Source organism: Trichocoleus sp. DQ-A2 (genome assembly GCF_039961915.1).
Classification (GTDB): Bacteria; Cyanobacteriota; Cyanobacteriia; order Cyanobacteriales; family FACHB-T130; genus FACHB-T130.
The window spans coordinates 93452-118663 of the sequence record NZ_JAMPKD010000003.1 but is presented as its reverse complement, the minus strand read 5'-3'; the positions used below and the strand labels follow the sequence as shown (position 1 = coordinate 118663).

General features: G+C 46.8%; 20 protein-coding genes. 12 read left to right on the top strand and 8 right to left on the bottom strand.

Annotated features, from left to right (window positions below; translation table 11 throughout):
* Window positions 1-33 precede the first annotated feature (33 nt).
* The gene (locus tag NC997_RS03405) at window positions 34-507 is read right to left on the bottom strand and encodes an ATP-binding protein (protein WP_190528867.1); all 474 of its coding nucleotides are present in this window, start codon (window positions 505-507) and stop codon (window positions 34-36) included.
* Between the two features lie 227 nt (window positions 508-734).
* On the bottom strand, window positions 735-2021 hold the full coding sequence (locus NC997_RS03400) for a hypothetical protein (protein ID WP_190528865.1): 1287 nt from the start codon (window positions 2019-2021) through the stop codon (window positions 735-737).
* A gap of 137 nt (window positions 2022-2158) precedes the next feature.
* Here NC997_RS03400 and NC997_RS03395 point away from each other — a divergent pair, with 137 nt between their 5' ends.
* Window positions 2159-4762 (top strand): dynamin family protein, encoded by a 2604-nt coding sequence (locus NC997_RS03395; RefSeq protein WP_190528864.1) that lies wholly within the window; start codon window positions 2159-2161, stop codon window positions 4760-4762.
* Between the two features lie 184 nt (window positions 4763-4946).
* Here NC997_RS03395 and NC997_RS03390 read toward each other — a convergent pair whose 3' ends face one another.
* The 4 genes from NC997_RS03390 to bioB form a co-directional block, all read right to left on the bottom strand.
* On the bottom strand, window positions 4947-7196 hold the full coding sequence (locus tag NC997_RS03390) for a transglycosylase domain-containing protein (RefSeq protein ID WP_190528862.1): 2250 nt from the start codon (window positions 7194-7196) through the stop codon (window positions 4947-4949).
* A 208-nt stretch (window positions 7197-7404) separates the two neighbouring features.
* The gene (gene lspA / locus NC997_RS03385; protein WP_190414983.1) at window positions 7405-7908 is read right to left on the bottom strand and encodes a signal peptidase II; all 504 of its coding nucleotides are present in this window, start codon (window positions 7906-7908) and stop codon (window positions 7405-7407) included.
* Between the two features lie 133 nt (window positions 7909-8041).
* Window positions 8042-8626 (bottom strand): biotin transporter BioY, encoded by a 585-nt coding sequence (locus NC997_RS03380; RefSeq protein WP_190414984.1) that lies wholly within the window; start codon window positions 8624-8626, stop codon window positions 8042-8044.
* A 247-nt stretch (window positions 8627-8873) separates the two neighbouring features.
* On the bottom strand, window positions 8874-9959 hold the full coding sequence (gene bioB, locus NC997_RS03375; RefSeq protein WP_190431981.1) for a biotin synthase BioB: 1086 nt from the start codon (window positions 9957-9959) through the stop codon (window positions 8874-8876).
* Between the two features lie 299 nt (window positions 9960-10258).
* On the opposite strand from bioB, the gene pstC reads away from it, so the two are divergent.
* The 6 genes from pstC (at window position 10259) to NC997_RS03345 (ending at window position 16089) form a co-directional block, all read left to right on the top strand.
* Window positions 10259-11176: a phosphate ABC transporter permease subunit PstC gene (gene pstC / locus NC997_RS03370; RefSeq protein ID WP_190526743.1), complete on the top strand. Its 918-nt coding sequence runs from the start codon at window positions 10259-10261 to the stop codon at window positions 11174-11176.
* A 128-nt stretch (window positions 11177-11304) separates the two neighbouring features.
* The gene (gene pstA, locus NC997_RS03365; protein WP_190432156.1) at window positions 11305-12207 is read left to right on the top strand and encodes a phosphate ABC transporter permease PstA; all 903 of its coding nucleotides are present in this window, start codon (window positions 11305-11307) and stop codon (window positions 12205-12207) included.
* 230 nt (window positions 12208-12437) lie between these two features.
* Window positions 12438-13244, top strand: coding sequence for a phosphate ABC transporter ATP-binding protein PstB (pstB, locus tag NC997_RS03360; RefSeq protein WP_190414986.1), 807 nt, complete (start codon window positions 12438-12440; stop codon window positions 13242-13244).
* Window positions 13245-13628: 384 nt separating this feature from the next.
* Complete coding sequence (gene psb27 / locus NC997_RS03355) at window positions 13629-14030, top strand: photosystem II protein Psb27 (protein WP_190414987.1); 402 nt, start codon at window positions 13629-13631, stop codon at window positions 14028-14030.
* Window positions 14031-14165: 135 nt separating this feature from the next.
* The gene (locus tag NC997_RS03350; RefSeq protein WP_190666740.1) at window positions 14166-14366 is read left to right on the top strand and encodes a hypothetical protein; all 201 of its coding nucleotides are present in this window, start codon (window positions 14166-14168) and stop codon (window positions 14364-14366) included.
* Window positions 14367-14556: 190 nt separating this feature from the next.
* Window positions 14557-16089 carry a family 10 glycosylhydrolase gene (locus NC997_RS03345; RefSeq protein WP_190526729.1) on the top strand — a complete coding sequence of 511 codons (1533 nt, stop codon included), beginning with the start codon at window positions 14557-14559 and terminating at the stop codon, window positions 16087-16089.
* 9 nt (window positions 16090-16098) lie between these two features.
* On the opposite strand, the gene NC997_RS03340 is transcribed toward NC997_RS03345, so the two are convergent.
* Window positions 16099-17514: an NB-ARC domain-containing protein gene (locus tag NC997_RS03340; protein WP_190526728.1), complete on the bottom strand. Its 1416-nt coding sequence runs from the start codon at window positions 17512-17514 to the stop codon at window positions 16099-16101.
* 798 nt (window positions 17515-18312) lie between these two features.
* Between NC997_RS03340 and NC997_RS03335 the strand changes: the two genes are divergently transcribed.
* The 5 genes from NC997_RS03335 (at window position 18313) to NC997_RS03315 (ending at window position 24386) form a co-directional block, all read left to right on the top strand.
* Window positions 18313-21762: a lipoxygenase family protein gene (locus NC997_RS03335; RefSeq protein ID WP_242031339.1), complete on the top strand. Its 3450-nt coding sequence runs from the start codon at window positions 18313-18315 to the stop codon at window positions 21760-21762.
* Between the two features lie 203 nt (window positions 21763-21965).
* Window positions 21966-22808: an SDR family oxidoreductase gene (locus NC997_RS03330; RefSeq protein WP_190526725.1), complete on the top strand. Its 843-nt coding sequence runs from the start codon at window positions 21966-21968 to the stop codon at window positions 22806-22808.
* Entirely contained in the window at window positions 22753-22911 is a 159-nt protein-coding gene (locus tag NC997_RS03325; RefSeq protein ID WP_190431998.1) for a hypothetical protein, read from the top strand. The genes NC997_RS03330 and NC997_RS03325 overlap by 56 nt, the downstream gene beginning before the upstream one ends.
* Before the next feature lie 365 nt (window positions 22912-23276).
* Window positions 23277-23498, top strand: coding sequence for a patatin-like phospholipase family protein (locus tag NC997_RS03320; protein WP_190414992.1), 222 nt, complete (start codon window positions 23277-23279; stop codon window positions 23496-23498).
* A 309-nt stretch (window positions 23499-23807) separates the two neighbouring features.
* On the top strand, window positions 23808-24386 hold the full coding sequence (locus NC997_RS03315; RefSeq protein ID WP_190414993.1) for a hypothetical protein: 579 nt from the start codon (window positions 23808-23810) through the stop codon (window positions 24384-24386).
* A gap of 223 nt (window positions 24387-24609) precedes the next feature.
* Here the strand turns inward: NC997_RS03315 and NC997_RS03310 are convergent, their stop codons facing one another.
* Window positions 24610-25191 (bottom strand): TIGR00730 family Rossman fold protein, encoded by a 582-nt coding sequence (locus NC997_RS03310; protein WP_190526723.1) that lies wholly within the window; start codon window positions 25189-25191, stop codon window positions 24610-24612.
* Between the last annotated feature and the right edge of the window lie 21 nt (window positions 25192-25212).

The window sequence follows — 25212 nt, the reverse complement described above, 5'->3', positions numbered from 1 at the left end:
GCCAGCGATCGCATTTGCTTCTCAAACTTATCGCTATCCATCAGCAACCTCATCTTTAGTCCACGCACGGACCTCAAAAGCGCAGTCACCAGCCATCCGCACGTAGAACAGTTGGTGGAAGCCTTCATTATAAGAAGGGCGTTGTAGCTTCTTGATTGTCGCGTAAATTGCTACATCTGGCACCCGTTTTTTACCTAAGCGCTGCTGGTTACGTTCCCGGCATTGACTCACTGACGATTTAAAGTAATAACCGATAATTTCGGCACCATACATACAACCCAATTCAATGAGAAACGCACGTTCTTCTACGGTTGGGTTAGTATTATCCACAACAACCGATTGTCCCATTTCAAGTGTTTCTTTAATAAGCTGTGTCTGCCTTCTAGAGCGGTTTTTGTTGTTCCGCAACAAATCCTTGCTAACCAGCTTATGCGTTTCAGCAAAATGAGTGTGATAGAAGGTACTTTTCCCAGAAGCTTGCAAGCCGATAAAGATGACTAACTGCATAGACAATAGCCTATCAATAGTCATTATTTAAGCATAAGATTTAGAATAAAGGTAATTTTAAAGTATTGAAAATTGCATTTTACAATTAAAACTTGGTGATTTACTCTTAAAAAAGGAGATTTTTTTACAAATAGAAAAGCTGGCGAATACCATCAACTGTTATTTGAATAGGGAAGGTGATCGCACTTAGTAGAATTTGAGCGATCGCATCTTCCTATCTTTGACTTTTATGCCGTGACTGCCTCGTTTTCAGATTCATCTCTGACTTTGAAATACCAGTACAGGTTAGCAACAGCTAAATTTGAGGCTTTCTGTAAATTTGAAGTGACTAAAGTTTTATAACCTGCGATCGCAGCTTGCTGACTAATATAAGATTCTGGCTCTCGACGTAGTTCAGGCTGCATCATAAATTCAAGCTGATTGCAAAGGGATACGAAATGAGACTTTTGCTTTAAATTTTCATAGAGTAATTCTTCTGGAGGTGCTGCCAAAGCGGTGGTATCTGTACTAACTGTGACTTCTGAATTGCTAAAATCAGCACTTTGGAGTAATTTTAGTTCTGAAGGTGGGAGGCTTTGCATCCAATCAACTTGATTTTGCCAAGATTCTAGTACAGCCATATCGTGATCGTGAATGCGGGTGATTTCAGGAAAGAGAAAATCAAGCTCATCCTCTGTTTCACACTTATCAATAACATTCAGAGAATCTTGACAGATTTTGTTTTGGAGGTGCGATAGGCGATCGCTTACAGCAGAAGGCTCATTCTGCACCTGATAAGTTGTAATAATTGCCTGCTCAATTGCCCAAGCACATTCCAGCCTGCGAAGCTGTCCCGCTGAACAAGTTGCTTCCAACAGCTCACGGTTGTCATAGTCAGCTAAAGCCTGAAATAACATCCCTCTAGCACCATCAATTTCAGCATTTCTACGGTTCGCATCTTGTATTTGCATTGCAGAGCGAAGACGGTGAAGCGCCTGAGTAAATAGCCCGTAAGCTCGAATTAAAATTGTCCGATGGTTCCTAAATTCAACATCCTGAGCAACCTGCTCAATCAATTCTTTAATTTCTGCACCTTGGTCTTTTAACGCCTGTTTTAAATCAATAAAACCTTCTTTGACTTCCAGCCTTAGCTGCCCTACTTCTTTTCTCAGTTTCATTGTTTGGTGCAGGTTCACTGCTGCCAATGCCCCTACAGCTACAGTTCCAACCCCAATAAAGGCTGTAGTTGCTTGCAGCACACCTAAGCTTGTCTGGATAGTTTGCAGTCCAGCTTGAACAGCTTGAAATCCCATGTGCGTTTGATACATCTGCACTCCACTTGTAACCAAGTGTAAAGGGCTTACCAACGGCGATAGAGGGCTATTTTGGGCTACAGCACCGATGGCATGGGCGACAAACTGCCCAGTAGATGCGTCTCTAGCCATGCCTATTGGGACTCCTGCTGATGTAAAAACTTGCACATATTTACCAGCCTCGATAGCAGCCTGAATTGCAGGAGCAAATTGAAAATACATATTTCTACTTTGTTATTAGCTAATGTTTTCGAGCCTAGCTTGTCTTACTCGGCGAAGATAACAGTATTTCCACGGAGTTAGTTTCTGCTGAATCTGGGAATACTAGAGTACAAATACGCTATAGGCTCACAGACTTTATGGATATTTCACTGGTTAGCTCTGAAGCTGTTGATTTGTTGTCGCGGATTACTGGGCAAAAGCTCAGCCAAGAGGATTTGACGCCTCCCGTGATATTTTTAGCAAATTTGGTAACGCTGCTACTGGGTGTGATTTATGCTGATGGCACAGTTACGGATGATGAAAAGCAACGGCTACTGACAACCCTTAATCGATTTATTCCCACAGAGGGCGGTGTGCGTCGATTAGCGCATTTGATGATCAAGGGAGTAAAGGAGAATTTGGATAATACAAAACCAAGTCAGCTGTCTAGGTTGGCAGCTCCGTTATCAAAATCACAAAAACTTTTGTTGATTAGTTTTGGCTATGAAATATCAGCCGCTGATGGAGTAATGGATACTCGTGAAAAGCGGTATTTAGAAATAATTGGCGATCGATTAGAGATTAATCCACAACACTTGGCAGTTTTAGAAGCGGGATTCAGTCATCAAGGCACTGTGGAACCAACAGCTTTGGAGGAGGTGCAGTCTTTACTCGATCCTGCTCGCTTTCATGCGCTTGATGCCGTATTTATCATGGCTGCTAGCGATCTGTTGGCGGTTCTACCTACTAAACCTAAACAGCAAGCCAAGCAACAACAGCGCCTAAACTTGTCCTATGAGGAGCTACAGCGGTTCCAAGGGTATCGGCAACAGTTAAAAACCGCTTCTAAGCAACTTGCCGAGATTATCCAAGACGGCACGAATCAGGGTGTACTGCCTAACAATCTAGCAGAACAAGTAGAGCAAGCGTCTCGAAAGTTGAGTTCTCAGCGCTTCCGAGTGGCAGTTGTAGGCGAGTTTAGCCAAGGAAAATCAACATTACTGAATGCTCTACTAGGTGAAGAAATTCAACCAGTGCGAGAGATTCCCTGTAGCGGCACGGTAACAGTTCTCAGATATGGAGAGCAAAAACGGGTAATTTGCCGTTATAAAGATAAACGAGAGGAAGAAATTCCATTTGAACAGTACAAAATAAAGGCAGCAATTTCAGAAGAAGCCGCATTGGATTGTGTCAGTGATGAATTAGCTCGTTCTGATATTGAAGAGATTATTTTTGAACATCCCGATCTAGAGCTATGCCGAAGTGGTGTTGAAATAGTGGATTCTCCAGGATTGAATGAACATCCTGACCGAACTGCGATTACTCAACAACTACTCAAAGATACTGATGCCGCGATTTTCCTAATCAATGCCTCACGTCCTCTAACTCAAGGAGAACGCGACTTGATCCAAGACTTGAAGGCTCAACTGAACGGTGGGAAGACAGATGAGGCTGCCAACAATTTGTTTGTAGTTGTGAATTTTATGGATCTGTTGCGTAGTGAAAATGGTCGGCACCAGGTTCGTCAACGGATTGAAAGGTTTGTTCAGGGTCAAAATCCTATCATTGCAGGTGAAAACCGCCTTCATTTCATTTCGGCTCAAGCGGCACTGGATGCAATTTTGACTGGGAATCAGGATAGTTACTTGAAAACCTTCCAGCAATTTACACAGTCTATTGAGAAGTTCCTCGCTACTGAGCGAGGATTAATAGAACTTTACCAATCTAGCGAAGGACTTAAGCAGTTAATTGAGGTTTCTTGTAATGAACTAAACCAATTCGAGCAAATTTTAGATGGTAAGGTGAAAGTTTCTGAAGAAGATAAACATAAAATATTTGAACAAATGGGTGAAGCCAGTGGCCGCGATGTCAGAATCCAATTAATAGCAGATCAACTGATAGAACAATCATGCGATCAAGCTGAGGAGTTTTGGAATGAGTGGGCTGAAGAAATAGGCGATCGTATAGCAGACAAAAGTAAACGCTGGTCTTCCGAACATTCACATATTTGGAGCCAAAAAGAGTTAATTAGAGATTATGCAAATCAGTTTGTTCGAGACTTTTCAAAAGAACTAGATGACTGGGGTAATAAAAAGATTAGAGATACGATTTTGAAACAGAATCTTGAAATTTTAGATAAGGAAATTGAGCAAGAGATAGAATCTATTAGGAAAAATTTTCAAGTTTTCGATCGGCGACTCAATACTAGCTTGGTTAATCAACTCAATTTTGCAGCTGCGGAAACTCTTCCTGGAATAGGGACGGGCGGGCTAGGTATTGCTTCATCCATTAACCCAGATATTGGTGGTGCTGGAGGTTTCTTTGGTGGGTTGGGAGCAGGTGGATTAGTTGCTGGTGCGTTGCTGATATTTACAGGACTTGGTATTGTTCCAATAATTCTGGGCGGTTTAGCTGCTGCGGCTGGTGGCTCATTTGGTTTCGGCCTGCTAGATGTTGATGGAATACATGGTCAGATAAAACAGAAAGTATGTGATTTAGGTTTAGAGAAATTTAGCCAGTCAGTAGAAGAAATATTGGGTAATATTGGAGAAAGAATTAGCTTAGTTTTTAACGAGCGCTCTGAAGCAGCCAGCAAAGTTATTGCACAAGCCATCTCTATCTCAGAAAACTTGCTAGAGCAGCAGGAAAAAGTTCACAAAGAAACACTGGAACAACGTCAAGCTGAAAAAGCTTTTATCTGTAAGAAGCGTCAGGAACTTGAGCAGGTGCAAAAGGACATTGAAGCAATCCTTCCTTTCTGACAAATTAAGAAAGTGGAGATAAAAGCAGTGCTTTGTTAAAACATCTGCTCAAAGCATTGAGCAACTGCTAGTGGGGCTACTGTAGTAAGAAATATGGGAAACAGAAATGCGAGAAATTAGAGCGATCGCATTCTCCTCAATCTCAAAGAGCGATCGCACCCGTGAAAATATCTAGCAACATAGCTTAACGCACCACTTGCCGCATATAGTTTGCCCAAACTTGGGCAGCTTGTCCGCTACTTCCTCGCGTTGGAGTGTTGTCGTCATTTCCCAGCCAAATGCCGGTGACGAGATCCTGACTGGGAACGTAGCCAATAAACCACAAGTCAACGCCGCTATTCGTGGTGCCCGTCTTCCCCACCTCTCCGAATCCAATCGACGCCGCCCGTGCCGTACCCCCTCGCACTGCGCCCCGAAGCATATTCGTCATGGTATCTGCGATTCCCTGTGACAGCACCCGCTTCGTTGCCCCTGCTTCCTCCTCGAAGGAGTAAATCACCCGGCAGGTTTGCGGATTGTTGAAATCTTTGCAATCGCTGCTGTCCCGAATCCGCTGAATAGCATGGGCGCGATTCCAGACGCCGCCATTTTCCAAGGCACCGAAAGCCCCCGTCATCTCCAAGACAGTGGTTTCGCTTTGCCCCAACACCAAACCGGGAACCGGATTAAGCGGCGTTGTGATGCCCAGTCGTCGAGCCATCTCCACCACCCGATCTAAACCAACATCCTGCGCTACCCGCAGCGCGATCGCATTCTCCGACTGGGCAAGCCCGGTGTACATATCCGTCCCGCTACCCCCTACTCTTTCGCACCCCCGAAAGCGTTGATTCTGCCACACTAAAGGGGCGCAAGAATAAAACTTTCCCGGCGAGTTACCTTGTTCAAGCGCTGAAGCGTAGGCAAAAATTTTGAAGGTGGAACCCGGTTGTCGCTTGGCTTGAGTCGCGCGATTAAATTGACTTTTTTGATAATCTGTGCCACCGACCAAGGCGCGAATTGACCCGTTGCTGGAGTCGAGGGTGACAATTGCTCCCTCAGAGAACCTGTAACTTCCCCCAATGGTATTAACTCCGTTGCGGAGGGCAGTTTCCGCCTTTTGCTGAGTCTCCAGATCCAGATTGGTTTCGACAAAAAAATTGCCTTCTTTTGCCAGTTGATCTCCCAACAAGAATTGGAGTTCGGTGAAAACGTAGCTGTAAAAATAGGGTGCCTTGATGCTAGCCAAAGCTTCTCTGGCTTTGGGGCTAACGTCAATCCGCGATCGCCTTGCTCGTTGAGCTTCTTCCGCACTGATAAACCCTAGATTTGCCATGCGGTTGATAATGCGATCGCGCAGTCCAATCGCCGTTTTATAATCCCGAATCGGATTAAAACTATTCGGTGCTGGCAAAATCGCCACCAGCGTCGCCGCTTCAGAAATATTTAAGTCTCTGGCAGATTTGTCGAAATAAAACTGAGCCGCGTCCTCAAACCCGTTCGCGCCAACACCCAGGTAGATGCGGTTCAGATAATTCCGCATGATCTCGTTCTTACTGTAGAACGTCTCCAGCTTCAGAGCGACGATCGCTTCCTTGATTTTTCGCCCCGCGCTATCTTCTGTCCCCACATACTCCCGAAACAAACTCCGCGCCAACTGTTGCGTAATCGTGCTACCGCCTTGACGAATTCCGCCTCCCTTGACATTCGTCACCACCGCCCGCAGCGTGCCAACGGGATCGACCCCGAAGTGCCAGTAATAGCGGCTGTCTTCCGATGCAATCACCGCTTGAGGCAGATACTTGGAAAAATCTGATAATCGCCCCAATTCCCGGTGCGCTATCGTTCGGGGACGCTGTAACGGCGTTCCGTCATCAGAATTAATTACTACTGGTCCTTGTACGCCAGCGGGCAAAGGTCGAATCGGAATATTGCGCCACTCAAAAAGAATCCACAATGCCAATAAACTGGTCAGTCCACCCACCCCATAGAGGGCGTAACGAGTCGCCAGGACGTACCAGGGGGGAGGATTGTGGTACTGAAGCCGAACCGCATCCGCCAATTCCGGTGGTCCTAGGGTGAGGATATCGCCGTGGCGTAGTATGAGGCTATTGAGCCGCCGTCTCCCTCGGTAGATGCCATTGGTAGAGTTTTCATCCTTGATGACAAAGGACTGCCCGCGCCGTCCTTCTCGGTTTAATGAAAGATGAATCTGACTGATAACTGGGTTCCGCACCACGATATCGCAAGATTTAGAACTGCGTCCCAGTAAATAGCGATCGCCCAATAGTGGATAAACCTCTGCCTTAGCAGCACCGGCATCCTGCACCCATAGTTCCGGCACTCTGGCATTGGGCTTCAGCGCCAGCGCATTAAAATTTACCTTAGCTTGAATGGTCTGTACTGCCTGAGTTAGTTGACCCAGGATGGTTTTAGGCGGTTGTTGGGGTGAGGTCATGTCAGAGGCAAAAGGCTCAATGCGACAAGCAAGAGGTTTGTACTAAATATTCTAATCTCTTGCCTAGGGAGGCGTTGTGAAAAAGAGAAAGAGCTTACAAAGATAGGTTTTAACAAATCGTCTTTTAAAAAACTAAAGAAGGGAATTAATTATCAACGGAAAAATCAGCTTTCTCCCACTTCCCTCTGCTTCCTCTGCCCTCATCTCTTCAGCGTGGTCTGCCAGATGAGGAAGGTTGATTCCAAAACCAGGCAATCAATAAACACACCATGCCTACATTAATAAACATATCTGCCAGATTAAATACTGCAAAGTGAATCAGCCGAAAATCCAAGAAATCAACGACGCAACCATTGAAAAATTTGTCATTGATAACGCAACTGTTGAAAAATCGGTCAATTCCATTGCCCACCGCTCCACCTAAGATAAAGCCACAGCCTAATTGTTCCCAACGATCCAAATGGGGGTTTACTAAAGCGAATCCGATCAAGAATAGACTCACCCCCAAAGAAAGCCAGGGCAACCAAACTTCTCCTTGAAACCAGCTAAAAGCTGCCCCAGGGTTCAATTCATAGGTAAAGTGGAATACATTAGGCCACAGCGCCCACGTTTCTTTATAGACAAAATTCTGCACCACCCAATATTTAGTTACCCGATCCAGAATCAGACTAACGAAAGCGGCGAGCCAAAAATAGTGATTTTTAAAATTCATTGTAATTATTCATTAGTCATTAGTTATTCGTGATGAGTGATTAGTCAATCGTTTTTTAGTAATCAGTATCGGTAGACTATCAACCCACTACCCCATGACCAACGAGCGCTTGACTAATGACCGAACCAACGACTTAATAAAGCATTAGCTGGCGTAAGAAATAAGCCAAGACTGTCACTGCACAAACAATTGCCATTTGGGCTGGTAAAGGATAGACGGAGTATTTCAAAACTGCTTCCCATAACGGCAGTAATACCGCTCCCAAGGTTAACAAATGGGTCACGATTAGATAAGTCAAACCAGTGATATGGATGACCAGCAACCCACAAATACAGCTGAAGGACAAAGACTCCAATCGCTGCGGTGCCTTAAAAGCCACTAAGCCACAGATCCACGCACCCGGAATAAAGCCTAGTAAGTAGCCAAAGCTGGGTTCTGTGAGATAGTCGAGACCTCCGCCTTGAGAAAAGACTGGAAACCAGGGAGTGAGACCCAATGCCAGGTAAGCAATTTGAGAGAGTGCCCCGGCATTTTTACCGCCCATACAGCCAACTAGCAGCACGGCACCGATTTGATAGGTCACGCCCAGCGAGTGAGTTTGAATCCCTTGCTGAGACCAATTCCAAGGAAGGCTGGGGACATACGCTTCCAGAAACGTACCACCAATCGTTAGGAGTAAGCCAATCAAGGCCCACAGTAGTTCAGTGGGAGCAAACACAAGGGTAAAGAAGCAGGGGAGTAAAAGAGCAGGGAAGTAAAGAAGCAGAAGCGTCAAAGAGCAGAAGCGTCAAAGAGCGAGGGAGAAATAGTCCTCAGTCCTCAGTCCTCAGTCCTCAGTCCTCAGTCCTCAGTCCTCAGTCCTCAGTCCTCAGTCCTCAGTCCTCAGTCCTCAGTCCTCAGTCCTCAGTCCTCAGTCCTCAGCCCTCAGCCCTCACCAGGAGCGGGGAGTCCCGCCCCTAAAGCACTCATACCTTAGCAGTGTATTCGCCGGGAATGGGTGCTTCGCCGCCCGTCAGCCCTAGGGATTCGAGCATAGCATGGTCTTGCTCTGGCGGTTGCCCGATGGTGGTGAGGTAGTGTCCAATCAGCATGGCATTCATTCCCGCTTGAAAGCCCATTGCTTGGAGTTCTCCCATCACGGCTTCCCGTCCGCCAGCGTAGCGCAGAATTTGTTCGGGCAGGATGAGGCGGAAAATGGCGATCGCTTTGAGGGCTTCATAAGGATCGATTTTTGGGCGATCGCTTAAGGGTGTCCCTTCTCTGGGATTTAATAAATTCAGCGGGACGGATTCGACTTCTAATTCCCGCAACGCCAACGCCAGATCCACTCGGTCTTCCCAGCTTTCGCCCAATCCCATAATTCCACCCGTGCAGGCTTGAATTCCCGCAGCTTTAAGATTTTGGATGGTTTGGACGCGATCGCGCCAAGTATGAGTCGTCACGATTTGCTCGAAGAAGTTCTCCGATGCCTCTAAATTATGGTTGTACCGCGTTACCCCCGCCTCAGCTAGCGCCTGAGCTTGTTCTGGCGTCACTTCTCCCAACGCACAGCAAGGTTTAATCTGGGTTTCGGCAATAATTCGGCTCACCGTTTCCAGAATTTGTTCAAATTCCGTCGATTTGGGGCTGTTGTACTTAATGCCGCGTCCTTGAGAAACTAAACAAAACCGCTTTGCCCCGGCTGCTTCAGCTGCTTTGGCTTGGGCAAGAATCTCCTCGGTGGATTTCAAGCCATAGATTGGCGAGTCTTGACCGGGGTGGTGAGCAGACTGGGAACAGAAGCCGCAATTTTCCGAGCAATTGCCAGATTTCACATTGACAATGCTGCATAAATCGACTACGTTTCCGCAACAAGCTTGACGGACTTTGTCGGCTGCTTCGCATAGCAGCAAAATATTTTCTTCACCTTCAATTTGGGATAGAGCGATCGCTTCAGCTCTCCCAATCCGCTCGCCAGCAATAATCCGAGAGGTCAGGTTTTGCAGCCATTGCCGCAGTGACTCCTGAGACTTGCTGTTAACATCCACGTTTGACACCGATGCTTGAACCACGTTCGGCCCTTTTGATCGTATTTATTGAAACGATGGCATTTTATCACTTGGTTTGCAGACAACTAAAGCCATACCTTAACCTGACCTTTACTCTATCCTTTACGATTAGACGGTAGGCTAATAGCAAAACTGCCCCTGCTAAGCTGGAATGTCTAGCAATTGAAAAAATTGCATTCTGAGTAAAAAAAATGGTACGGGTCTAGCTTGCATCAACGAATACAAGCGTTTATTGCTTTTACTAACCAGTGTCTGAGGAAAATAATCCCGTGAGTTCCGTGACCTCCGGTTCGCAGAAAATTATGAAACCCCGCTCCGATTGGGATCGGACGATGGATCGGGGCTTTATTTGGCTAACTCGAATTTTTGCGTTTGCAGTTGCTGTAATCCTGATTTGGATAACGGTACAAGTTGCAATTAAAGCTTGGCCTGCGATTACAGAATTTGGGTTTAGCTTTATTACCTCCACTAATTGGGACCCAGTTCGCAATCAGTACGGAGCGCTGCCTCAACTATACGGCACGATCGCTAGCTCAGCGATTGCCCTGTTGATTGCCGTGCCAGTCGGGATTGGCGTAGCTCTTTTTCTGAGTGAAGATTATTTGCCGCCACGAATTCAGGTGGTAATTGTTTTCCTCGTAGAACTGCTAGCAGCGATTCCCAGTGTGGTCTATGGTTTGTGGGGAATTTTTGTTCTGATTCCCCTTTTGAAGGTCGTAGGTAACTGGCTTAACGCATCTTTGGGTTGGCTGCCCATTTTTAGCACGCCGCTGCGTGGCCCAGGCTTGCTCCCGGCAGCGCTCGTCCTCGCCATTATGGTATTGCCGACTATCGCAGCCCTTTCTCGTGACGCCCTCATCTCGTTACCTCCAGACTTGCGGCAGGCGTCAGTTGGGTTGGGAGCGACTCGTTGGGAGACCATTCTCAAAGTGCTACTCCCGTCCGCTTTCTCTGGAATTGTGGGCGCAGTGATGCTGGCACTGGGTCGAGCTTTGGGAGAAACAATGGCTGTAACGATGTTGATTGGGAATTCTAACAACATCAGTCCTTCTATCTTGGCTCCGTCCAACACGATTGCTTCCCTACTCGCCAACCAATTTGCAGAAGCAAGCGGTCTGCAAGTGGCAGCCCTAATGTATGCTGCGTTAATTCTATTTGTCCTCACGCTGTTAGTGAATATCTTGGCTCAGATACTCATTGAGCGCGTCCAGCGAATTTAATCCGTTCCTTGTTCTGAGATGACAGCAGACTTGCACAGGCGGGTTTATCAGTATAGGAAAGCTACTGGCAGATATCTGGTGAAAGCCGCCCCTCCATAATCGACCACTGACCACCGACCACAAATATGATGTCTAAACCCCAGGCTCAACCAGTTTCCGGATTTCCCAGTCGTAGTTTGAAGCGATCGCCTACTTCCCCCCGGACACTGTTTGGGATCGTGATGACGGCGCTAACGTTTCTTTGTGCTGTCCTGGCTATCCTGCCTTTGGTGGCGGTGCTTTCCTACGTAATTATCCAGGGTATAAGCCAGCTGAACGCGAGTGCGTTCACGGAACTGCCGCCCCCTCCCTTAGTACCCGGAGGCGGGTTTGGCAACGCCATTCTGGGAACCCTCATCATGGTTGGAATTGCTGCCCTGATTAGCATTCCCTTTGGCATCATGGCAGCCATTTATTTGTCTGAGTTTAGTAATACGGGTAAGTTTTCTTACTGGATTCGCTTTGCCACCAACGTCCTGAGTGGAGTTCCCTCTATCATTGTGGGCGTCTTCGCTTATGCCGCCGTCGTTCTCACAATGGGAACTTATTCCGCATGGGCGGGAGGATTTGCTTTATCAATCTTGATGTTGCCAATTGTAATTCGGGCAACCGAAGAAGCTTTAAGATTGGTTCCGCAAGAAATCCGACAAGCATCGGTCGGACTGGGAGCAACTAACTTTCAAACGGTGTCTCGCGTGATTTTGCCAGCAGCACTCCCAGCAATTGTGACGGGAACGACGCTGGCAGTTGCTCGTGCTGCTGGTGAAACAGCACCCCTATTATTTACTTCCCTTTTCACCCAATATTGGCCTAATTGGAACAATCAATTAAAAGAACCAACGGCTTCCCTAGCGGTTTTAGTTTACAACTTCGCTACGTCTCCATTTAAAAATCAGCAAGAATTCGCTTGGGCGGCTTCTTTCATCCTAGTTTTACTGGTTCTGATAACCAGCATGATTTCTCGTTTAGCAACGGCTCGTCGAGTTTATTGATGAACAATTGTTCAAATATGTGTTGCTATGATACGGAAACTTAAACAAAGTAATGCAACAATGAATACATACCGAGGTTTAATAGTATGCTAGGCGCTGTTTTTAACCTTAAGGACGAAGCCGTAATCTCCTTGACTTCCCAAGCAACACAATCCTTCGCCCAATCATCTGCCCAAAAACCTACAGGGTTTTTGTTAGCCTGTTAAACCCAAAAACCGATCTGATTATTTATGTTGTCGAATTCTCAAACCAAGAATCAAACTGAGACTGTTTTACAGACAGAAAATCTAAAGGTATACTACGGAAATTTTTTAGCACTTCGAGACATTTCGATAGATATTCCCAAAAACCGGGTTACGGCTTTTATTGGACCTTCGGGTTGTGGAAAAAGTACCTTGTTGCGCTGCTATAACCGCCTCAATGATTTAATTAAAAGTTTTCGGGCAGAAGGCAAAGTCACTTACCACGGTCAAGATCTTTACGCTCCAGAAATCGATCCCGTAGAGGTGCGGCGACGGATTGGGATGGTGTTCCAAAGACCAAACCCATTTCCTAAATCGATTTATGACAACATCACCTTTGGTGCCCGGATTAATGGATATCGGGGCGATTTGGATGAATTGGTAGAGCGGAGTTTGCGGCAAGCGGCTCTGTGGGATGAAGTGAAAGATAAACTTCGAGCGAGTGGTTTATCTTTGTCTGGGGGACAGCAGCAGCGGTTGTGTATTGCCAGAGCGATCGCTGTTCAGCCAGACGTGATCCTGATGGATGAACCCTGCTCCGCTCTCGACCCCATTTCCACGCTGCGAGTTGAAGATTTGCTCCACCAACTCAAAGAGCAATACACCATCGTGATCGTGACGCACAATATGCAGCAGGCATCGCGAGTATCTGATATGACAGCCTTTTTCAATGTCGAACCAACCGAAAAAGGAGGTCGTATTGGTTATTTAGTCGAGTACGACCGCACCGAGGTTATCTTCCAAAGTCCTCAGCAGCAAGCAACACAGGAATATGTAAGCGGTCGCTTCGGTTAACTTGTCCAGAAAAACGATTGATTAAAAGAAGGTAGGGGCAGAGCTTCTGCCCTTACTCGTTGTGGGATACCTGTCAGAAGTATTCCTATCAGATTATTTGATTTAGCAAAGCTAAAAAAATAGGAACTTCCATTTTTTTCCGCATCTGTTAAAAGGATGAAAATAGTTGAATATAGGGGCACAAATAAATGTAACGGGGGGTAAAAGTTTATGGATTGTTCCTACAAACCATAATTCCTAAACTAGGAACCATCGAGAGTCTACGTTTATTTACACCAAACGTCTTATCTCTAAAATTTAAAATCTAAAATTCTAAGGGTTCCAATTCGAGATAGGATAAACTCTGATTTTGCATTTCCATCTCGTTTGGTAAAAAAAATACTTATGAAGCGTTATTGGTCACGTCTCCTAGCCCTGGTTTTGGTAGTTACGATGGGATTGATGGGCTGTTCCTCCAGCAGCTCGCTAGGACTGAGTGGAGATTACCGCCAAGATACCTTGGCTTTGTTGCAAGGTTTGAGAACAGCAATTGAATTGCCAGAGGGTTCGGCAGACAAGGCAGCAGCTCAGTCACAAGCGCGTCAGATTATTAACGATTTTGCCTCTCGCTATCGGCGGGATAGCTCTGTCGCTAAGCTGAGTTCTTACACGACGATGCGAACTGCATTGAATTCAATAGCAGGGCATTACAGCTCTTATCCGAATCGTCCGCTGCCGGAAAAACTGAAGACTCGCTTAGAGCAAGAGTTCCAGCAGGTGGAAGCAGCTTTGAGACGAGAAGCTTGAAGAACTAGCTGGCGAGTTGTTAGCTGTTAGCTGTTCATTCACTGGCTAATCGCTAATCGCTTTTATGGAGATCGCGTCCACTGCTCTAAGACCCGGTTGGGGATGATGGCAGATGGAGTGAATTTACCGTGACCAGTGGAGCGATCGCATCCGCTGCAACACGCAGCACAGACGGCGGATGCGATCGCCGCAGATAAAGCGCTACAGACCAAGCGCCGCAGACAAAGCAATGACAGATTACGCCATTTTGTTTTAATTTCAGAAGATAAAATCTTGAAATCCTGTTTGGGCTTTGGTTTGAAAAGCCCAAATGGCAACAGACGTGGCAGTTGGTAGCGTCGATCTTATGGGTGCCTATTTCTATTAAAAAGCAGAGATTTGCCGGAAACGCGGGTAAATCTGTGTATAGAGTCAATTGACAAGTACTCAGACAAGTGCTGATATGATGCTCAACCAGCGAAATCGGTTCGGATGACACCTTATGTTCCATCCTTTCGTCTGATGGGTAGACATATCTAACAGTTCTATGAGATTGGTGTTTAGGAGGAAGTTCGTGGGTCAGGCATCGTTAAGATTGCCGCAAACTTGGCAGCGTGTCTATCGCGGTTTAGTTGCAGCAGTTCTGACCAGTAGTAGTCTTATCAACCCTTACTTGGGTTCGCAATCTGCTCTAGCTCAAACAAGGGCATATTGCCAACTTTCAGCAGATGCGATCGCCCAAAAAGAAAGTTTGCGTGTTTCAGCCGTGAAGGGAAACTCGGATTCCCAAGGTCGCTACAGAACGCTCTTGAAAAAACACGCAGAGAGTTTGCAGCAGTGTCGTCAGCAAACTTGGCCCCGCGTACAGGCAATCTGGCTGCGCCTGTATCCCTGTGACATCCGTCCTGGGGCACTAGATGAATTAATGGATCGCTTGGTTAACCGGGGCTACAACCAGGTCTATGTCGAAGTTTTTTCTGACGGTCAGGTGCTACTGCCTAAGGCAGAAAACTCCACACCCTGGCCTTCTGTCATCAGAACTCCAGGGGCTGAGAAAGTAGACTTGCTCGCACAAGCGATTAACAAAGGGCGCGAACGGGGGATGCAAGTCTATGCGTGGATGTTCGCCATGAACTTTGGCTACTCCTACTCCCAGCGACCCGATCGACAGCAAGCGCTAGCCCGCGATGGTATGGGAAAAACCAGTTTGTCGGTCACGGAGGACGGTTCTCAAGCCTTCATCGATCCTTACAACGCCCAAGCAAAACGAGACTATTACCAGCTGGTTCAAGAGGTGGTTCGTCGCCGCCCCGATGGAGTGCTGTTTGACTACATTCGGTATCCTCGCCAGTCAGGAAGCGCTTCGGTGGTAACGAAAGTCCAAGATTTATGGATTTACGGAGATGGTTCTCGACAGGCTTTGTATGACCGCGCCCTCAACAATAAGGGACGAGAACTGATCGAGCGATATATTACCAAGGGATTCATTAGCGCGGGCGATGTTGCAGGGGTGGATAAACTTTACCCAGATGAGGGATCGCCCCTCTGGCAGGGACGCAACCCCGCTGCCGACGAAATGAAAGCAACCGCCTCACAGCGTCAAGCCCGTCTGCAATGGGAGTTGTGGCAACTGAGTGTTGCCCATGCGGCTCAAGGCGTTGTAGACTTTGTGGCGTTAGCCAGCCTCCCCGCCCAGCGACAAAGAATCCGCACGGGGGCAGTGTTTTTCCCGGAGGGGAATCAAACCGTCGGTCAAGGGGGGTATGATTCGAGAGTGCAACCGTGGGATCGGTTTCCCAGTTATATGGAATGGCATCCGATGTCCTATGCAACCTGCGGCAACACCAGCTGCATTGTCCCGCAAGTTGAGCGGGTTTTGAGTCTTGCGCCACCCGGCACTCAGGTTTCACCCGTACTAGCGGGGGCTTGGGGCAAGTCGTTCAATTCTCGTCCGTCCTTAGAACAGCAGATGCAAGCGATCCGCGCTGGGGCACCGCAAGTCAATTCAATCAGCCATTTTGCCTTTTCCTGGCAAGAACCGGAAGTAGACCGCGATCGCAAGTTCTGTGGTGCCAACTAGCGATCGCTTTTAGCTCCTAGCCGCAAATCTGGGATACTCGTCACTAGACACGATTCGCAGCGGCACTTGGGTAATTTTTTCTTCGATTAATTGGTCGCTTACAAATTCCATAACCACAGGCTGCAAAAAGAAAAATGCAGCCTTTTTTTCGATTAGCGATCGCTCTTCCAATGATTCCAAGGCTTCTAGCAGTTTTTGCGGTGAGATCGAGGGCGGTAGCTTCTCCCGCAATTGTGAAAATGAAAGGATTTGGTTACTCAGGGCGAGGCAGTTAATAATTATCTTTTCCGTCTCGGACAACCGCTTAAATTGTTGCTCTAAAAGATTGCGAATTTCACCAAACACTGTAATTTTTTGGCTTAAAAAATCAGAAATATTCCCGTGGAATAACTTTTGAATCGTCGTCGAGACGATTTTTAATGCGAATGGATTTCCTGCATAATATTCAATTAGCTGGCTCCAATCGCTCGGCGAACCCCATAAAGAACTTTTAGCCCTCAATATTTCCTGTACTGGCGCTACCTGCAAACCTTTTAGTTTCAGGACTCGAACGGGTAAAGTTTCTCCTTCCAGTAATCCAATTCCTTTTGGCTTCTCCCGGCTTGTTAGCACCATGCAACTTTGATGGGGTGTTTCTCCTATCCTTTCCAAAAGTTCACCATAATCCTCATAGCCTTGGCGATAGTGTCCAGTGCTAAAGTGCAAGGAAGGCTTGGACAAATCGCCCCCGTGCAGAATCGCCTCCGCATTATCGAACACTAACAGACAGCGAGAAAGCTTTAAATAACGAATTAATAGCGAAATTCTCCCCTCTACCGTTGCTGGTAAATTAGTTTCCCGCTCATTTGATAGAAATTGGATTAGCTCTGCTAGCATCTCCTTGAGGGGCGGAGCATTGCGTAGACTTCGCCAGATCGTAAACTCGAATCGATCTTGAATTTGATGGGCTAGTTTCACCGCCAGACAGGTTTTTCCAATTCCGCCGATTCCTAACAGCGTTACCAGTCGGCAGCGTTCCGATAAAATCCAGTGCGTCAAGGTTGCCAGTTCTTCTGTGCGACCGGAGAAAATCGCACACTCAGGAGCCTCACCCCAATCTTGCTGTCCTGCTTTCGTCGTGGCACTTCCTGGCTCCGCAACCGGCTCAATTTTAGAAGCGGGTAAATCGTAATCACTTTGTTCCAATAAGAGGTTAAAAGCTCTGAAGCAACGACTCAGGGTGCGCTTATCAACCCCAGCGTCACAAGCAAATACCTTCATCAGGGTATCTGGATCTAAGCCAGTGCGATCGCTTAACGCTTCCAGAGTGTACCGATTGTTAGATTTTTCGCAACTTTCCGCTTCAGATTTTGCAGCCTGGAGTTTCTTTAATCCTTGGGGCGTGAGAATCACACCACGCCTACGTTTTTGTTGTTGTAAATTCATCAGAGAAATATCTGAGTTTAACAAACACAGCAACCTGTGGGGCAGGCAAAACCCGGTGTATATGGTCTGTGGGTAATAGGTTCCACCCCACTAAATAGACTGCTACAAACTTCGGATATAGATTTCCTGAACCTCAGGGAATTTAATCACCCCGATTATGGCAAAGCTATAGGCTGTTCGATCCGAAGATTAATAAATTTTCCGATTTTAAGTAACTTCGCAAAGTTAGCCTCTTAATTTTTTCCCGGATGAAAAGCTTACGATGTCTGGCTTCAAAAACTTGATCGGCAGAAATATTTAAGTTCTTTGTTTAGATCCTAAACTTCGGTGGCTGATATTTGATGGACGCGGCAAACTTGACTTATGAAAACATCAATGAATTTTGCTCGTTCAGGCAAAGCAGGAACACTTTGTTGGATAAGATTTTCAGGAATTGATTGGCTGGGGATTGTGGTTTTCTTCTGAGGCAAGCTCTCAAGTTCGTTTGCGTACCAGTATCCGCGATGAATCATGGGTAGGATACTTTTTTCGCAAACGATTATGTTGACATTAGGCAAATCGCCAGAATCATGAGTTAGAAAAGAACCGGATAAATCTACTCTTTTAAACCCCACAATAAAACCAGCCGTAAAAAATACTTAAATCTCCCTGGGAGGAGCGCTGGAATCAGTATGTAAGACTTGCAAAATTTACCAAATCACAGCTAAGTAAAAGTCGTGTACCTACCTCAACAAAGCTTAATTTAGCAATTTTATTTTCATCAACAGTCCATCGCGTTCATTTATGGAGACATTCGCAATGACCTCACTAAGTACTTTAAATTCGACAGACGATCTGGAGTTTGGCAAACACGTCTCGCGAACGAACGTCCAAAAGATACCCATTTCGGTAAACCAGTTTTGGTCTGGGTTCGATGACTATCTCTCGTTGCAGAAAGTTCTCGGCGCACACGAAAATACTGAACTGGAAACTGGGGATGGAAAACCGGAAAATGGCGTGGGAGCCATCATCCGATTCGAGTTCGGGGGTGGGATCACTCGCGAACGGCTGGTCGTAAAGGACGATCAAACCCACGTCTGGAAGATCGACATACCAGAGCCGAATGTGCTGTTCACGTTCTACGAAGCTACTGCGCGGGTATACGACACGGAGACTGGTCCAGAAGTGTCGCTGACGATGGAAGTCGTGATGCGGAGCGAGAACCGAGAAGATCGGGCAAAAGCACTCAAGATTATGGAAAACTTCCTGCCAACGCGCATCCCTGAAGTCACTAATTTCATCCTCCGAAGAGACGGAATCAAGTGTTCGTTCGAGTTTGATGTCCACTGTCCCGTAGATAAGTTGTGGGCTGTCGTTGGCAATTGGCAGGATGTCTCGTGGGTGCAATACGCCACTGGGGTGAAAATAGAGCCTGACAATAAGCGGCAGATCCTCTTCCCGAACGGTGGAGTTGTCGAGGAGAGCCTCGTGTCTTGCTCGAACGAAGAGCGAACCTTAGCCTATGAAATGACCAAAAGTGCTTCGATGCCGATCAATCTCTACAGGGCTACAGTCAAGCTTTCGGAGGTGAATGCCGAAGTCACCAAAGTGAACTATGAGAACATCTTCATCCCTGAAGAGGGGCAAGATGCCCAGCAACTCAAAGCCAACATTGAAAAGATGTTCAACCAGCGATTTGAGTGGGTCAAATCGCAATTTGACACTCGCAAAGACACCCAGAAAAAAACTAGCCGCGCAAATGTCACAGGTATCGTTCGCGCCCCTATCGACGAAGTATGGGCGGTCTTCAGACCCTTTGGTCAGGAGATTATGAAATGGTGGCCTATTTATGAGTGGGTTAAATTGGATGCCCCAGGCAAAGACGAAGTTGGGGCGATACGCTCCTTCAAGAGTCTCTCAGGGCGCGAATATAAAGAGCGTCTGGAGATGCGCGATGACCAGAAGCACATCTTGAAATATTCCTTTGTCGAAGTCAAACCTAGTCTTCCCATCACGAGTGCCCTCACCACTATCGAGATGACAGCCAAGAGTCGGACTGAGACAGCGATCCATTGGTTTTCTGAAAGTGAAATCAGCCCGGTTTTTGCCGGACAAATCACCAGCGGTCAGGAAAAGACTTACGCCGAAGCGATCAAATCCTTGGATAAACACTTTAATCCCAGTATTGGCAAGCTGGAAGTTGAAGTGATTAGCGGCAAGGATTTGCTCAAAACTGGCTTGTTTAATCCCGATCCTTTTGTCGTAATCGATCTTGACGAGGCGAAGCCACAAGAATCGAAGGCTTGTTTGCAGACTTGCAACCCCTTGTGGAATGAAAAGTTCACCTTTGAGTTGGTGAGCATTGAGGGTAAGCTGCGTTTCAGCGTTTGGGATGCTAACCTCGGCAAAGATGAGTTTATGGGTACTGCCGAAGTTGATTTGCACGAGTTGAAATCTGGTCAATTAACACGTAAAACGCTACCGTTACAGCGTACCGAGCGTGGAGAGATTGTCGTTTCCCTGCGGCTGTTGCTGGATTCAGGGGAAAAACTGCCCGACACCAAACAAATGCAGCAGCAACACGCGATCGCATTCCTGACTGGGATTTTGGATGAGGTTAAGCAGCAAGTTTTGCAAATCGTGCAGCAGTATGCTGGCGGTGAAGACCAAAAGTATGAATATCAAAAGTATCCTCGTCGGAAAGATGCACCTGACGTGGCAATGGAGGACTTGCCACGCATGGTGAAAGGTCTACCGCCAGGAGAAGTGCTACCACCACAGAAACTGGGATTAATTTCGCAGCGTGCCTCTGAGTACCTCTACTCACAGGTGGGATTTTTAGAAAGGCTAGAGAAGATCCAGAAGGAGGGCGGCGATCCGTGGACAGCCTTCTTCTCTGGCTGGATCGACCAGCCATATTACCTTCCGAAAATTTGGAAGGATGATGTGGAATTCTGCCGCCAGCTAATCCAAGGGGTTAACCCGATGTGCATTACACTCTGCACAGACGAAAGTGTTATCCCCAAAGACATGGCACACCTGACGGCCCAAGGGAAAACTATCCCTGAGCTGATCGCCCAAAAACGCTTGTTCTTGCTGGATTACGGATATCTAGAAGATATCCCTCAACTTGGCGGTAAAGTTTTCTATCCCGCATTCGTGTTGGTATACCGGGAACTATTGGAAGATGGTAAGTCCCAACTTAACATTCTCGGCATCCAACTAACGCGCCATAAAGACCGTAAAAACGAGGTTTACACTCCTAACTCACCCTATCCCAACAAGTATTTACTGGCGAAGATTCATGCAGTCTGTGCTGACAACCAGTACCACCAGTTTATCTACCACTTGGGCTTCACGCACTTGGTTATAGAACCTTTTGCCATCAGCCATCACAACGCCTTTCCCAAAGATCACCCAATTGGTCAACTGCTGAAGCCGCACTTTGAAGACACCATCGGCATCAACTACTTTGCTCGTCAGACTTTGGTTTCTTACATTGCTCCCTTTACTAATCAAACCTTCGCCACGGGCACTGCGGGAGCGATGCAGCTATTGCTGAAGGCATTGAAGAAGTGGGACTTTTCTGGTATGAGCTTCCCGCAAGAGCTATTATCACGCGGATTTGATGAGAAGGGTTCGGACGGCGTTGAAGACTACTACTTCCGCGACGATGGGTTCAAGATTTGGAATGCAATTACTGACTATGTCGGCAATATTGTAGCGGCTGTGTATAAGGATGATGCCGCAGTGGCAGCAGATAAAGTTATCCAAGCTTGGGCGCAGGAAACTGCCGATCCGGAGCGTGGAGCTGTTTCTGGTTTTCCGGCTGCTATTGAAACGCGGGAGCTGTTGGTGAAAACTCTAACCAACATTATTTTTCTAGCCAGTGCCCAACATTCCGCAGTCAACTTCCCCCAAAAGGAATACCTAGCGTATATCCCCAACCGACCCAACGTTCTGGATAAGCCAGTACCTGAAACTGAAGGCGATATCACAATGGAATACGTGATGGAAGCTTTGCAGAGCATTACAATTTCTCACTTTGAAGTTTCTTTCTCCTACCTGCTCACCACCCCGTCTTTGCATCTACTGTTCCAATTACCGTTAGCAAACGATCGGTTCTCCTCAATCCACGCTATTTTTATGGCGAAGCTAAATCTGATAGCAGTGGAGATTGAGGAACGGAACAAAAAGCTGGAACAGGAAGGTAAAATTCCCTATCCCTACCTGTCACCCAAGCAGATTGCCTACAGCACTGATATTTAGGACTTAGGGAACTGGTACAACACTGCCACAACAACTTAGTAGTAGATACTTCTGTACCTACTACTAAATTCTGCTATAAAGCTACGGCGAACCCCATTGGGGAAGTTAGACTGACTTAGTCAGTTTTGACTTAGTCAGTTTAATTAAATAGTTAGGCGGCAAACGAAACGGGCAGCAGTCTTACGGATTTACGGAGGAAAATAATGAATCGAATCGCACTCGTCACAGGCACATCATCGGGCGTCGGATTGAGTACGGCGGTGTTACTAGCGCAGTCAGGCTTCACCGTCGTTGCGACCATGCGTAACCTAGAAAAGCGTAATCCTCTTGAAACGCGAGCAAAGACGGAAAATGTTACGCTCGAAGTGTGTAGACTAGATGTTCAGGACGCAGCCTCCATTGACGAGTGCGTAAACTCTGTTGTCCGCGATTACGGTCGGATCGATGTGCTTGTCAATAACGCGGGCGCTGGCTACCTGGGAACCCTTGAGCAAACATCGATTGACGATCTAAATCAAACAATGGATGTCAATTTTTTCGGCGTCTGGCGTGTCACCCAAGCTGTCCTACCGCTGATGCGCTCTGCCGGTTCGGGGCGAATCATTACAGTTACCAGCGTCGGCGGTCTCATTGGGCACCCATTCAACGATGCGTATTGCGCCGCTAAATTTGCGGTCGAGGGTTTTATGGAGAGTCTTGCTCCCGTTGTTAAACGCCTCGGTATCTCTGTGTCGCTGATCGAACCGGGCGCGATTAACACGGAGTTCGTCGCATCCGTCCTAGAGACTAGGGCAAATTTGCAGCAACCCGTTCCCGAAGCATATAGTAAGATGCTCGATGCATACCTCGCGGCAACGGAGCAAGTCTTTGCCACAATAGGGCAGACAGGTGACGATATCGCAAAAGTCATTGCCGAAGCTGCCACCGCCGATGTGCCACATTTCAGATACCAGACGTCCGACCTCATCCGTGGTCTTGTCTCAAGCAAATATGTCGATCCCACGGGCGATTCGGTGGTCGAGTTTTCAGGCGATCGCCTGCCTTGACGAGGATTTCAAACACCACCTGCGACGCAATTCTCCCCTCGTCCCCTTATTGGTAGAAATTGCGATCGCGCCACCGTCACACGATAACTTCAACGAACTTTAATCTGACTGGCATAGCCAGAGCAGGTCTGCAATGTGGTTAAAATCAATCCTTCTTTTAGTGGCTAGTAATAGGTAATTGGTTTCCTTAATGACCCATTACCTATTCTCGATTACCAACATCCAGAAGTGATGTTTAGTTACCGCTCAAGAGGAAATGCTTTTTAGCAACAAGAGACAAGGTATAAGCCGAGATAAACTTAATTTAAAATATTTTTTAGGACTCAGTTAAAACGTTGAAAATTGATAATTTAATGGCTCTAAAAACACCAATTATAACCGAATGCATATGCAATCTAAAGCCGTGGGATATTATTTTTTTTACTTGACTTTTAAAAAAAATCCTTAAATAAGGAATAAGCAATAACCTTGAACAAACTGAATTTAAAACGACCCAAGCGCTTAGTGTCAATGGATGGTGGCGGTATTCGCGGATTGATCGTTGCTGAAATTCTAATTAAGTTAGAAGACATACTCTGCAACCAACCTAACTCGCCTTGGAAGTGTTTGGCTGATTACTTCGACTTCATTGGCGGCACGAGTGCAGGTGCAATTTTAGCAGCAGGACTCGCTAAAGGAATGTCAGCGTGAGCATTGCGTGATATTTTTTATAACGATGCTCAGACAATGTTTAGTAAACGTTGGCTGCTCGGGCAACTGTGGTCAAAGTACGATTCAGGGCCGCTAGAGCAAAATATAAAGTCTATTCTAGGTGACATCACCCTTGGATCGGATCAACTGAAAACACTCTTGATGATTGTTTCCAAGAATGTAACAACTGATGGAGCCTGGTTCCTCGTTAACCATCCAAATAACCAATTCTTCAAGAGTAATAGCAAAATTCCACTCTGGCATATCGTTTGAGCAAGTTCTGCTGCACCAACTTTTTTCCCGCCTCATATGTTTGCTGTCGGCAATCAAGAGTATGAATTTGTTGATGGTGCTGTGAGTATGTTTAACAACCCATCATTCCAGTTGTTTGTGGAAGCAACTCAAAAAGAATATGGAATTGGTTGGGAAACGGGTACCGATAACCTCTTGCTGATTTCAATTGGTACAGGGTTCAGTAACCAGTCGATTAAGTTAGGTGAGGCAAAAAAATATACGATGCTCAACTGGGCGGGCTATGCAATCGGAGACTTAATGGAAGACACAAACGTACAGCAAAACGTTTTAATGAAGCTGATTAGCTATACACCTAGATCCGAGCAGATTAATCGTGAGCTGTCAGATGTTTCCGTACCTTCCATTAACGGAATGCAACCGTTAGAAACAGGTAGCTCAAGTCCTGAAACGTCACCCTCCCAGGCGGTTGAGGACTTCAACCGCAAGTTGCTCACCTATCACCGCTATACAACCTCATTTACAAAGAAACGCTTCAAGCAGCTGAAATTACCGCCAAACATCGACCCAAACTCAGTGACATCTATCGACTGCGTAGATCAAGTTGAAGCCTTAGTTTCCCAGTTCCAGCGCTGATGAGGGGGTGAGGGGGTGAGAGGGTGAGGAGGAGAATTTCACCCTCTGGGTTATTTCTGCCACCTTGGTCTAGTCCTCTTCTCTTTCCAACGCTCTAGCCCCACTCCCTAGTGCATCACGGCAGAAGTAAGCGATCAGTTGATATCACCCCCTCACCCCCTCATCCCCTCGTTTCCAGGAAGTGGTCAGTTACTTTGCTGTCGCTGCACTAGCGCCTTCTTGGTCAAGTCTCGTTAAGACCAATCCACTTATCGATTAAGAGCGGTTGATATCCAGCCAGCGTATCAAGTAGTAGCATCGGTTCCTGCTCTTCCAGCACAAGCGAACGGTGCTGAGGACGCAAAAACGCTTCGCCAACCGCGCGATCGAAGAACGCAATCAGGTGGTCATAATAACCCTCGATATTCAGCAGACCGCATGGCTTTTGGTGTATGCCTAGTTGTGCCCAAGTCAGCACCTCGCAAAATTCCTCAAACGTTCCATAGCCTCCTGGTAGTGCCACAAAAGCATCCGACAGTTCTGCCATTAAGGCTTTGCGCTCGTGCATTGAACCAACAACTCGCAGATCGGTTAGACTCCTGTGAGCAATTTCCTTGTCCACTAAAGCTTTAGGAATCACACCAATGACCTCACCTCCTGCTGCTAGTGCCGCATCGGCAACTATTCCCATTAATCCAACATTTCCACCACCGTAGACTAGACTAATTCCTCGGAGTGCTAGCGCTTCACCCATTTGCTGGGCTGCCTCCGCGTAGGCGGGTCGTAAGCCTTTATTGGAACCGCAAAAAATGCATACGCTTTTCATCCCGATCGCTACCCCAACTCC